Origin of the sequence: Halomonas lysinitropha (assembly GCF_902500215.1) — a bacterium.
Classification (GTDB): domain Bacteria; phylum Pseudomonadota; class Gammaproteobacteria; order Pseudomonadales; family Halomonadaceae; genus Halomonas; species Halomonas lysinitropha.
Map to the genome: position 1 here is coordinate 126992 of NZ_CABVOU010000043.1, position 12367 is coordinate 139358.

The following is a 12367-nucleotide window of genomic DNA, read 5'->3' on the forward strand; positions in this document are numbered from 1 at the left end:
AGATGGGTATGAATGAAAAGATGGAACAGCCTAAAAATAGCGACACCACTGAAGGCAGTAGTGCGTCAGATAGCAAGATGACCGCGCCGGTCGTTGACTGGAACGATAGCGAGATGCGCTCGACCTACGCCAATGTCGTAAACGCCTCTTCCACACGCGAGGAAGTGTCTGTCTTTTTCGGGTCGAACCTTACCTGGAACCCGACCGAGACGTCGAAAGTCCATGTCAAGCTGACCGATCGCATGATTCTCAACCCGCACGCGGCCAAGCGTCTGTGGATTCTACTGGGCGCGGTCCTCAACCAGCACGAGAAGCGTTTCGGAACCCTGCAGGTCGAGACCGGCCTGCAGGGGCGCGAAACGGGCGGCGAAACCGGTCGCTGATCCATGACGAACCCGGACCAGCAGGCGCGCGACGGCACGGGGCATCCTGCGCCGCAGCGACTGGTGTCGTATCTCGACCAGGCGCTCTGGAATCTCCTGCTCGACGCAAGCGCAACCCAGGATGCGCTGCGGGCATGGCTCGGTCTTCAGGACCAGTTCGTGCGGGGCGTCCGCGGCGGTGTCGTCCTTCTCGGAGAGACGCCGGATGACGGGCCGTTTTCGCCGGTTGCGTTCTGGCCCGATGACGGTGTGGTAGATACGGCGCTCTCGGCCGCGGTGGAACTCTGTCTCGATGAGCGTCGTGCCGTCGGCGAGAACGCCGAGGAGGGCGGTCTCGCCGTGGTTGCCCAGCCGATCTTGGTGGACGGGGCTCTGCGCGGGGCAGTCGGCCTGCGGCTGGACCCCCAGGCCGCCGCTGGCCCATCCGAGACATTCCGGAGCCTGCGCTGGGGTACCGCCTGGGTCGAGTCGTTCCTGCGCCGCGACGGTGACGCCGCACGCCGGGAGATGTCCGAGCGAACGGCCACCGCACTCGAGGTCATGGCCGGCATGCTCGAACAGGAGCGATTCCAGCCTGCCTGCACCGCACTCGTCACCGATCTCTCCCTGCGGCTCGACTGCGATCAGGTCGCGGTAGGGGTCCTGCGCGGGCGCCGGACGATCCGGATTGCCGCGCTCTCCCATTCAGCGCAGTTCGGGCGTCGGATAGACCTTGTCCGGCGTCTCGCGCTCGCCATGGAGGAGGCAGTGGATCAGCGGGCCGCCGTGCTCTGGCCCCTCGGCGAGGACTGGGAATACCGCATCACGCATCTGCACGGCGAGCTGGCCGAGAGCCTTGGTGGCGGGACGATCCTGACGGTGCCTCTGCATCGCGACGGCGAGATGCTTGGTGCGCTCACGCTGCAGCGGCCGTCTTCCGAGCCGTTCGACGACTCGACGATCCAACTCGTCGACACGCTCGCTTCGCTGGTCGGACCTGTGCTCGAGGAGAAGCGACTGAACGACCGTATCATTCTTTCTAAAATCGCTGAGACCCTGCGCCGACAGGCCGTGCGTCTGCTCGGTCCGGGCTATTTCGGGCGCAAGCTTGCCACGTTGGTGGCGCTCTGCGTGATCGGCTTCTTCTCGTTCGCCGAGGCACAGTTCCGCGTGACCGCCCCGTCACGCCTTGAGGGCCGCATCGAGCGCGCCATCGTAGCGCCCATAGACGGCTTCATTGCCTCGCAATATGCCAAGGCCGGTGAGGTGGTGAAGGCGGGTGATCTGCTCGCCCGGATGGACGACCGCGACCTCCTGCTGGAGCGGTTGGGCCACGCCGCGGATCGGCGTCAGCGGCTTGCGGAATACGACCGCGCCCTCGACGAGGTCGATCGCGTTGAGGCGCGCATCCTTCAGGCACAGATCGCCGAGACGGACGCGCAGATCGCGCTTCTCGACGCGCAGATCGCGCGCACTGAACTTATCGCGCCGTTTGACGGGCTGGTGATCTCGGGCGATCTCAGCCAGACCATCGGGTCGGGCGTGCGGCGCGGGGATGAGCTTTTCTCGGTCGCTCCGCTCGACAGCTACCGTGTGATCCTAGAGGTTGACGAGCGTGACGTCCGCGCCGTTGAGGCGGGGCAGACCGGCAATCTCGTGGTCTCATCGATGCCGGACCTGAAGCTGTCCTATACGGTCGAAAGAGTGACTCCGATCGCGACGGCCGACGAGGGGCGGAACTTCTTCCGCGTCGAGGCCCGGCTCGACGCCGGGGATCCAAGGTTGCGTCCCGGTATGGAAGGCATCGGCAAGACCGCCATTGAGGAGCGGCTGCTGATCGAGATCTGGTCGCGGCGGCTGATCGACTGGGTGCGCCTGTTCGTCTGGAGGTGGACGCCGTGAGCGGGAAGTCGTTTTACTCGGACGAATGGCACCGCGTCTCCGGGCTGCGGCTTCGGCTCAAGAGTAACGCGGGCATCCACCGGCAGGAATTCCGCGGGCAACTCTGGTATGTCCTTCAGGACCGTACGTCCGGCCGCTCCCACCGCTTCAGCCCCGAGGCCTGGCTCGTCATCAGCTTGCTGGACGGCCGGCGGACGGTGCAGGAGATTTGGGATACTGCCTGTGCTCGACTCGGCGATGATGCGCTATCTCAGAACGAGATCATGCGCCTTCTGGCGCAGCTTCACCATGCCGACGTCCTGCAGGGCGACGTGATGCCGGACGTGGACGAGATGCTGCATCGGGCGGGAAAGCAGGAACGCAAGAAGCGGATGATGAGCTTCATCAATCCGCTGGCGATCCGGATGCCGCTGCTCGATCCCGACGCGTTCCTCGCCGCAACATTGCCGCTGGTGAGGCCGCTCATCGGTCGGGCAGGCGGTCTGCTTTTCGTCGGGCTGATGGGGTATGCACTGGTGCAGCTTGGTCTGTATTGGTCCGAGCTGACCGAGGATGTCGCCGACCGCGTTCTGGCGGCTGACAACCTTGTGCTGTTGATTGTCACCTATCCGCTGGTCAAGGCGCTGCACGAGTTGGGCCATGGCTACACGATCAAGCGATGGGGTGGTGAGGTGCACGAGATCGGTATCATGATGCTGGTCTTCATGCCCGTTCCTTACGTCGATGCGTCCGACGCCTCGCGGTTTCCCGAGAAGTGGCGGCGGATCATCGTCGGCGCCGCGGGCATGATCGTGGAGCTGACGCTGGCTGCGCTGGCCCTCATCGTGTGGATCCACGCCGAAGAGGGCATGGCTCGGGCCGTCGCTTTCAACGTCATGTTGCTTGCCGGTGTATCGACTATCCTGTTCAACGGCAATCCGCTTTTGCGATTTGACGGCTACTACGTTCTCGCCGACCTCATCGAGATCCCTAACCTCGCCCAACGGGCGAACCGCTACATCGGCTACCTGATCCAGCGCTACGCCTTCGGAATCGAGACCGTCGAGTCCCCTGTCACGGCTCGCGGAGAGCCGAAATGGTTGTTCTCATACGCCATTGCGGCTTTTGCTTACCGGCTGTTCATCGTGAGCATCATCTTCTTCTTCGTCGTAGACATCTTCCCGCTGATCGGAGCGGTGCTCGCGGTCTGGAGCCTCATCATGATGTTTGGCGTGCCGATCGCCAAGCAGATCTGGTTCCTGCTGACGAGCCCCAAGCTTCGTCACCGGCGCGGCCGGGCCTTCGCCGTGACCAGCGGGATGATCGGTACGATTGCCGCGGTCCTCTCTCTGGTTCCTCTTCCATACGCCACGCTGGCCGAGGGCGTCGTCTGGACTCCGCATGAAGCAACGGTTCACACCGCCGCGGCAGGCCATGTCGAAGCGGTGTATGTCACGAGCAATGATCAGGTTCAGGCCGGCACCACGCTTTTGAAACTGTCGGATCCTGTGCTCGACCGGCAGGTCGCCGCGCTCGAAGCGCGTGTACGGGAGCTTGCGCAGCGGGCCGACGCAGTGGCATTCGACGCGCCGGCCGAGGCGCGCGTCCTACGCGAGCGGCTCGCCAAGGCGGAGGCCGACCTCGACAATGCCCGGGAGAGGCAGGAGGATCTCGCCGTCCGAAGCTCCGTGCCCGGGCGGTTCGTGCTGCCCTCCTCAGATGCCGGAGACCTCGACGGGCGTTATTACGACAAGGGCGAGCGCTTCGGCTACATCGCCGATTTCTCCGATCCGGTACTCATTGTCGTGGTGCCCGAAAAGCGAGCCGACCTCGTGCGCTCTGACACACAGGCGGTCGCCTTCCGCTTCGCTGACGATCCGCGTACTGCCTGGCCAGCACAGATCCTGCGTGAGGTTCCGCGGATTACCGACGAGTTGCCCACCGCCGCGCTGGCTCAGATCGGCGGCGGCACCCTGTCGCTCGATCCATCCCAGCCCGAGGCGCTGCGCAGCCTGACCCGGGTGCTGCAGCTCGAACTGGTCTTCGAGCAGCCGAACCATGTCGTGACGCTCGGCGGACGGGTGCATGTCCGTTTCCGACACGCCGACCGGCCGCTCGCCCAACGTGCCTGGCGCGCCTTGCGCCAGCTATTCCTGAGTGAGCTCAATGTCTGACGGCGCCGTACAAAACCTGTTGCCGCCCCCGGTGCTTCTGCCCCACCGGCAGGATCGCCATACCACCTGGATCGATCGGGTCGAGTCTGTGGCGATGGCCTTGCCGGCGCGGCTGGAGGCGCGCCGGCGGCTATGGCGGCTGACCCGGGTCCGCGACCGGGTGCTTGCGCGAGCTCCCGACTTCGATAGGTTGTCGGACGCTGAGCTTTCGGCCAGGATCGCTCGGATCCGCGACACCCTCAGGTCGTGCGGTCTGCAGGGCGCGGCGCTGGTCGACGCCTTCGCAGCCATTCGCGAACAATCCACGCGCACACTGGAGCTGCGCCACTTTCCATGTCAGATACTGGGCGCGCTGGTTCTTCTGGACGGCCAGGTGACCGAGATGGATACCGGCGAAGGCAAGACACTGACGGCTACCCTTGCCGCCGGCGCCGCGGCGATGGCGGGGCTGCCGACCCACGTGGTGACGGTCAACGACTATCTGGCCGCCCGCGACGCTGAAACGCTGTCTCCGCTCTACCGGGCGCTTGGGCTGACGGTAGGGATCATTCGCACCGGCCTGTCACCGGCGCAGCGACGCGGCGCCTATGCCGCCGACATCACCTATGCCTCGAACGCCGAACTAGCCTTCGACTATCTTAGAGACCGTCTGGCACTTGGTCGGGAGGCGGGCAACCTGCGACTCAAGGTCGAGCGTCTTGCACGCCGCGGTTCCCTGCGTGGGGAAGTCGTCATGCGCGGACTGCATTTCGCCATCGTCGACGAGGCCGACAGCGTTCTTGTCGACGAGGCGCGCACCCCGCTCATCATCGCGACCGAGACGGATCCGACCCATGAACGGACCTGGGCTGAGCGCGCCCTCACTCTGGCAGACGGCCTTGAAGCGCCGGCCGATTACATTGTCCACCGCGACCGCCGAACGGTCGAGCTCACGCCCGCGGGTCGTGCGTGCCTGGCCGATGCAGCTGAGGACCTGGGCGGCCTGTGGGAGAGCAGCATCCGGCGCGAGGAAAGTGTCCGTCAGGCGCTCAGCGCTCGGCACCTCTTTCACTCCGGAGAGCACTACATTCTGCGCGACAGCAAGGTGCAGATCGTCGATGAATATACCGGTCGCGTGCTCGAGGACCGGTCGTGGAATGGCGGCCTGCATCAGCTCATCGAGGTCAAGGAAGGCGTCGAGGTGACGGGCCGCAAGCACGCGGTGATCCGGACCTCCTACCAGCGGTTCTTTCGCCGATACGGGCGGCTTGCCGGCATGACGGGGACGGCACGCGAGGTCGCGGGCGAACTGCGTGCGGTATACCGCCTTAACGTGCTTCGGGTCGCGCCGAACCGGCCCTCGCAGCGCCAGCAGCTTCCCGCGCGCTACTTCGCAACGCTGGTGGAGAAGCACGCCGCCATTGCTGCCCGGGCGGCCGAGATGGCAGGGGCCGGACGGCCTGTGCTCATCGGTACGCGGTCGGTTGCCGCCTCCGAGACCCTGTCCACAGTCCTGACGCAGGTGGGCGTGCCGCACGATGTCCTGAACGCCGAAAGCGAAGCCGAAGAGGCCGCGATCATCGCAGCGGCTGGCACGGCCGGTCGTGTCATCGTCGCCACTAACATGGCGGGCCGCGGCGTCGATATCTCGCTGGGGCCGGGCGTGGAGGCGTTGGGTGGCCTGCACGTCATCCTGTCGGAGCGCCACGACGCGCGCCGTATCGACCGGCAGCTCGCTGGTCGCACCGGGCGGCAGGGGCAGCGGGGCAGCTTCGAGGCCATGCTGTCGGCCCAGGATCCGCTGCTTTCTTCTTCCCGGGAAGGCGGGCCGTTCAGCGCTGCGATGCACCGGATCGGTATGAAACTGCACCCCGCGGGCGCTTTCGGCCGCGCCCAGCGGCGTGCGGAGCGCATGCATGGCCAGATGAGAAAGGATCTGCTTAAGATGGATGAAATGACCGGATCAATGCTTTCATTCACGGGGGACCGCGAATGACACGACGTCTATTCGCTCTTGCCCTCGTCTTGTCGGTGCTGCCGCAGATCGCAGCTGCGCAGGATGGGGAAGCCCCACTGCTGTCGGAAAACGGGTTCGACTGCATCGTGCGGCCATACGATGTGAGCGAACTGACAAGTTCCGAACAGGGGGTGTTGACCGAAATCCTCGTGGGTCGCGGCGATGCCGTGGCGCAGGGGCAGGTGTTGGCGCGCCTGGATCGCGAATTGCAGCAGAGCGCGGTTGAGCTGGCACGCATCCGCGCGGAGAACGGCGCCTCGACTGCTTCCGCGCAGGCGCGATTGAAATTCCGCCAGATCGAATTCAACCGGATGACGGAGTTACGCGAGCGCAATGCAGCTTCCCAGGCGATGCTCGAGGAGGCGGAAGTCGAGCTGGAACTGGCGCGCGGCGAGTTGGAGATGGCGACGGCGGAACGGCAACTCGCCGAGGCGGAGCTGGCACAGGCCGAACTGCTCCTCTCGCGCCGGGGCGTGCTCGCGCCATTCGATGCCGTCGTCGTCGAGGTTACCGCGTCGCCGGGAGAATATGCACACGAAGAGGCTCCGGTCATGACGCTGGCGCAGCTCGATCCGCTGCGGGTGGAGGTCTACCTGCCTATCATCCATGCGCCGGAGATCGCTCTGGGCAGGGAGGCTGAGGTCACCTTCGCCCCGCCCTTAGACGTGCGGCGAAAGGCCACTGTCACTGCGATAGACCGAGTCTTCGACGCGGCCAGCGGCACGTTCGGCATACGCCTCGACGTCCCCAACGCGGACCAGTCGCTTCCGGGGGAAATACGGTGCAAGCTACGATTCGAGGTCGAGAACGGCGGGTGAGAGCCGATCGAGGCTGAAGGCCTGCGCTATGCGACATCGCTGAACGTTGCTGTGATAACCTCATCGCTTCCGTCGCACAAAACCGGTGTTAGGGCTTCCTGGTGGTTTAGCCGATTTACACTAGCAGACTGATATCTCGACACCAGAAGACTGGAAAGGGCCGGCCGAGATTATGTGGACCGATCCGCCACACCTCAGCCGCTACAAGCTGGGCAGCGGATATGAGTTCGGTGCCGGCAAGACGGTGAGAGTGGTGCAAGTCGAGCCATGAGCGATGGAAGCCGGGTGGGATCTGAACCTGGTCGTAAGAAGCCGCAACGCTGCGCCCGTCAACGCCGAAATCGGCCGAGTGGCGAACCAGCGAGGATGAAAAGGGATCTCCCATCATGACGCAAGACCGGTTGTTTCCCGCCTCAGCCATGCCGGACAGTGACTGGTGGCATACGCTCTGGCCGGATCCTGACAGGGTCGTCAGGGCCTTGTGCATCGAGCCGGGGATGAAGGTCGTCGATCTCGGCTGTGGAGATGGGTATTTCACTGCTGCCATCGCTCGGCAAGTGGGTAAGGGGCATGTCGTCGGTTTCGATATTGATCCTGTCATGCTTGAACAGGCACAAGCGGCGTGCGAGGGGATGTCGAATTGCAGCTGGCTGCTCGGGGATGCCATGACGCTGAGCCGTTTGCTGGCCGCGCCGGCAGACTATGTACTGATCGCCAACACCTTTCACGGCGTGCCGGACAAGACGGCACTGGCCCGCGAAGTCGCTGCGGCCCTTAAGCCCGATGGCCGCTTGGCCATCGTCAATTGGTATGCCCTGCAGCGGGAGCAGACGACCGTCCTCGGACAGCCGCGAGGTCCCAAAACCAGCATGCGCCTGTCGCCGGAACAAACCCGCACCGTGGTCGAACCCGCTGGCTTCAAGCTGGAGAAGAGAGTGGATCTGCCTCCCTACCATTACGGGGCCATTTTCACGCGTATCGTTGATGCATAAGTCACTGGGCTATATATAAAGCATTCGGCATGTTAGCTGCCCCTCGAACGCCTGCCTCGGCCAGGTGGGTGGGTTGTCAGGGCAGGGGGCGTTTCCTGTTCCGGTCAGTCGGGCTAGGCTGATTCGTTCGGTCCACTGACGAGATGGATGAGGCGATGCGCCTTCGGTTCTTTCAGCCGCGCCCATGAGGAGGAGGCCGACCTGATGGGCCTGGCGATCATGGCGCGAGCGGGGTTCGACCCGCAGCAGAGCGTGGTGCTGTGGCGCAACATGGCAGCCGCTGGCGGTGGCCAACCCCCCGAGTTTCTCTCTACCCATCCGGCGCACGGCTCGCGCATCGAGGCGTTGCAGCAGGCCATGGAGGAGGCCCTGGCGAGCCATCGTGATGCTAATCCGGCCGATTGTTCCGGGTAGTGTTAGGACCCCGTATATCCGACCACCGGGTACCTGACAGGTAGTCAGCCTGCGATTTGCGGGTGCCCTTGTCGTTCCCGCTGGTACGCGGCTTCCTGTGAACTGTGGCAAGCTGGTATATCCTTGAGGTCGACACGCTTTTCAGGACGAAAAGCGATATGGCAACGCGAGGCCTACATGGGGTTCACGCAAGGCGTCAGGAGTCAAAGGTCGAGCAGGCTCTTTCTGCTGGTCGCCTGCTTGATGGTGCCCTCATCGGTACCGCTCGCCGCCCAGGTTCCTCCACCTCTGGAAAGCGTGCCCGAGCCGTTGGTATTCGCGGGTTCCGACGACTATCCGCCCTTTCAGTGGCACGATGACAACGGTATGCCGAAGGGCTTCGTGATCGACCTCCAGGAGGCCATCGCCCATCAGCAGGGCTTGAAGGCCGAACACCGGCTGATGGCCTGGGATCAGGCCGTCGAGGCCGTCGAGGCCGGGGAAGCGGATGTGGTGGCGCTGTTTGTCTCCGAGGAGCGAGAGGAGCGATTCGACTTCACCTCGCCGATCTATCATGTGGCGCACGGTATCTATGCGCTCTCTCCCGATTCGATCCAGAAGGACCCCAGCGACCTCTCTGGCATGCGGGTGGCCGTCGTGGAGGGTAGCTATGCGCAGAATCGCCTGAGAGAGAACCCGTCCGGAGGAGAGCTTAGACCCCAGGAGGATATCAGGAGCGCGCTGCTGGCTGTGGCAGAAGGCCGGGCGGATCTTGCCCTCGTCGCCGCCCACACGGCGCGTCATGTGATCGGCCAGTCGAGTCTTGATATTCATCAGGTCAGCCGCCCCTTCTGGCCCAAGGCCTACGCCTTTGCCGTCAGGCAGGGGCGTGACGACCTGCATGCGTGGCTGGAGGAGCAGGTAGGCCTGCTGCAGGCTAATGGCACCTATTTCGAGATACACGCGGACTGGCTCTCCGAACTGGAGTGGCAGCCGCCCACCTGGCGGGACAATCTGCGTACCCTGGCCTGGATAGCGCTGCCCCTGCTGGTGCTGGGGGGCGGCGGCTATCTCTGGTCCTGGTCGCTGCGCCGGCAGGTGACTCGCAAGACCCGTCTGCTCTCCAGGGAGCTGGAATCTCGTCGATCGTTGCAGGGCGAGCTCGAGTACCGGCTCAAGCACCACATGCTCACCGGCCTATTCAATCGCAGCGCCTTCATCAGCAAGCTAGACGGCCTCGTCGAGGCCGATCCCGACTGGTCGCCGACCATTGCCCTGATCCAGCTGGTCAATCTCGAGCAGTTGATCACGGCATTCAGCTATCAGGTGGCGCTGGAATTACAGAGAGCCTTCGGGAGGCTGTTGGAAGCTCAGGATTTCCTCCTGGTAGGGCATTTCGGTTCCGGGCTCTTCGCCATTGCCACGAGTAAGCCATTGGAAGGCAACGACATTGTCGTGCGCTTGACCGAACCGCTGAACCTGGGCTCGCTCGATCTTGACCCCGTCTACGTCGTCGGCATCGTCAACGAGGCAAGCCTCGAAGAGGACGACGGCGCCGACGAGTTGATTCGTCGTGGCATCCTGGCCGTAGCGATGGCACGAGATGCCCACCGCCGCTGGGTGATCTACAGCACCGATCTCGAGCCGGATATCGACGACCTGCTCCTGCTGCAGGACTTCCACCGCCACGGCACCCGCGACATGTTCCTCGAGTATCAGCCTCAGCTGGAGATCGAGACCGGGAGAGTGAGGGCAGCCGAGGCGCTGATCCGCTGGCAACATCCCACCCTGGGGCTGATATCGCCCGGGCGCTTCATTCCCATGCTGGAACAGGCCGGGCTGACACACTGGATCACTCGCTGGGTAATCGAAGAGGCCAGCGAGATGCTGCGGCGAACGGCCCTCGTTGCCTCGGGCTTTCGTGTCAGCATCAATCTCGCGCCCCAGGATCTCATGGAGCCGGACCTGGTCGACTTCATTGCCCAGAGCCTGGCGGCGACGATGCCGGCACGCAGTCTCTGGCTGGAAATCACCGAGACCGGCTTCATCCACGACCCATCGCGCATCCGCGATGTGCTCTCCGATCTTCACGTTGCCGGTGCCCGCATCTCGGTGGATGACTTCGGCACCGGCTACGCCTCGCTCTCCTATATGAGCGAGTTCCCTGTCGACGAGGTCAAGCTGGACAGGACCTTCGTGGGCGACATGCTGACCAATGACCGCCATTACCTCATCGTGCGCTCCACCATCGCTCTTGCTCACGAACTGGGGCTGACGGTGACCGCCGAGGGCGTAGAGGACGAAGAGACCCTGCAGGCCCTTGTCGCCATGAACTGCAACAACGTCCAGGGTTTCTACCTCTCCCGGCCATTGCGTGAAGAGAGCCTTCTCGCCTTCCTGGACCGCGACATGGCGGAGATGCTCTCGGGAGCGACCCACAGCAAAGAGTAAGAATAAGAAGAGGAAAGACAGATGCGTGACGATGTCGATATGGTCGATGTGCCGCTTGACCGGGTGCGTCGTTACCTCGAGCCTGGCCCCATTGTGCTGGTCTCATCTGCCTGCGAGGGGGAGCGCGATATCATGACCCTGGGCTGGCATACCGTGATGGCCTTCTCGCCTTCCCTGGTCGGCTGCGTTATCTCCTCCGGCAACCACAGCTTCGAGCTCGTGCGCCGCAGTGGGACGTGCGTCATCAACCTGCCGACGACGGCCTTGACCGCCGAGGTGATCGGGATCGGCAACAGCAGCGGCACCGAGCTCGACAAGTTCGACTATTTCGGCCTGACCGCGTCGCCGGCGACGGCCGTGGAAGCGCCACGCATCGCGGAGTGCCATGCCCACTTCGAGTGCCGCCTCGTCGATGACAGCCTGGTCGACCGCCATGACTTCTTCATCTGGGAGGTGGTGGCGGCCCAGGCCCGGGCGACCCCCGCCTATCCCGAAACGCTGCACTATACCGGCGACGGTGTCTTCATGGTGGCCGGCGAGATCATCGACCGGCGCAGCCAGTTCCTGCTGCAGATGTTATGAGAGGAACGCAACAGCCTGGTCACCCGGCGCTCGCTAGTGTTTTTGTGGGCGTACAGCGTGCTGCCCCGACGACCGCAGGGCACCTGTCTGCGACAATCGCTCATTAAATGGCGCTTCCATAATGGGAGGTCGCCATGCCGGATTGGGCGAGGGCGTCGTTTGCGCTATGCTGAGCGTCATGCCGAGGGCATGGCATACCACACACCATCAGGGAGAGTTTCTCCATGTCGTTTCGTCCCCTTCTTGCCGGCCTTTTGCTGGCGCTGCCAATGGCGGCCGTTGCCCAATCCCCCAATATCGAGCCAGGACAGTGGGAGTTCACCAGCACCACATCCGTTCAGGGTGACATGCCGATCCCCGATCAGACCGACAGCCATCAGGAATGCATCGCCCAGGGCGATATCGAGAACGAGGAGTTCAGCTTCATCGAGGAAGAAGAGGGCTGTGAACTGCTCGAGCACGAGGTGACGGTCGACCGCCTGGATTACCGCATGGCCTGCCAGGCCGAGGGTGGCGAGGCCGATATCGTCGGGCATATGGACTTCCTTGGCGAAACTACCGAAGGCCGTGTGGAGGTCAACGTCCAGTCGCCGCAGATGGGCGAGATGACAATGGTCACGGACGTCGAGGGGCGTCGCCTCGGCGACTGCTGAACCCTCATCCCGCTCTAACGATGAAGGCCACCCCGCGGGGTGGCCTTCATCGTTGCCAGGGCCGA

General features: G+C 63.9%; 9 protein-coding genes and 1 pseudogene. All 10 read left to right on the forward strand.

The window, feature by feature from the left end:
* The first annotated feature begins 8 nt into the window (after positions 1 to 8).
* The 10 genes and pseudogenes from HALO32_RS15505 to HALO32_RS15550 all read left to right on the forward strand — a co-directional run bounded on the left by HALO32_RS15505 (position 9) and on the right by HALO32_RS15550 (position 12302).
* On the forward strand, positions 9 to 383 hold the full coding sequence (locus tag HALO32_RS15505) for a DUF3467 domain-containing protein (RefSeq protein ID WP_225810087.1): 375 nt from the start codon (positions 9 to 11) through the stop codon (positions 381 to 383).
* 3 nt (positions 384 to 386) lie between these two features.
* Positions 387 to 2264: an HlyD family efflux transporter periplasmic adaptor subunit gene (locus tag HALO32_RS15510; protein WP_151444799.1), complete on the forward strand. Its 1878-nt coding sequence runs from the start codon at positions 387 to 389 to the stop codon at positions 2262 to 2264.
* Positions 2261 to 4417: a site-2 protease family protein gene (locus tag HALO32_RS15515; RefSeq protein WP_151444800.1), complete on the forward strand. Its 2157-nt coding sequence runs from the start codon at positions 2261 to 2263 to the stop codon at positions 4415 to 4417. The genes HALO32_RS15510 and HALO32_RS15515 overlap by 4 nt, the downstream gene beginning before the upstream one ends.
* Positions 4410 to 6392, forward strand: a complete 1983-nt coding sequence (locus HALO32_RS15520) for a preprotein translocase subunit SecA (protein ID WP_151444801.1) — start codon at positions 4410 to 4412, stop codon at positions 6390 to 6392. Before HALO32_RS15515 ends, HALO32_RS15520 begins: the two co-directional genes overlap by 8 nt.
* Entirely contained in the window at positions 6389 to 7231 is an 843-nt protein-coding gene (locus HALO32_RS15525; RefSeq protein WP_151444802.1) for an efflux RND transporter periplasmic adaptor subunit, read from the forward strand. The genes HALO32_RS15520 and HALO32_RS15525 overlap by 4 nt, the downstream gene beginning before the upstream one ends.
* Before the next feature lie 386 nt (positions 7232 to 7617).
* Positions 7618 to 8223: a class I SAM-dependent methyltransferase gene (locus tag HALO32_RS15530; protein WP_151444803.1), complete on the forward strand. Its 606-nt coding sequence runs from the start codon at positions 7618 to 7620 to the stop codon at positions 8221 to 8223.
* Between the two features lie 171 nt (positions 8224 to 8394).
* Positions 8395 to 8637: pseudogene (locus HALO32_RS15535) on the forward strand (M48 family metalloprotease); the annotation flags it as partial.
* A 177-nt stretch (positions 8638 to 8814) separates the two neighbouring features.
* Positions 8815 to 11067 carry a putative bifunctional diguanylate cyclase/phosphodiesterase gene (locus HALO32_RS15540; RefSeq protein ID WP_151444804.1) on the forward strand — a complete coding sequence of 751 codons (2253 nt, stop codon included), beginning with the start codon at positions 8815 to 8817 and terminating at the stop codon, positions 11065 to 11067.
* 21 nt (positions 11068 to 11088) lie between these two features.
* The gene (locus HALO32_RS15545) at positions 11089 to 11649 is read left to right on the forward strand and encodes a flavin reductase family protein (protein WP_151444805.1); all 561 of its coding nucleotides are present in this window, start codon (positions 11089 to 11091) and stop codon (positions 11647 to 11649) included.
* 224 nt (positions 11650 to 11873) lie between these two features.
* On the forward strand, positions 11874 to 12302 hold the full coding sequence (locus HALO32_RS15550; protein ID WP_151444806.1) for a DUF3617 domain-containing protein: 429 nt from the start codon (positions 11874 to 11876) through the stop codon (positions 12300 to 12302).
* The last annotated feature ends 65 nt before the right edge of the window (positions 12303 to 12367 follow it).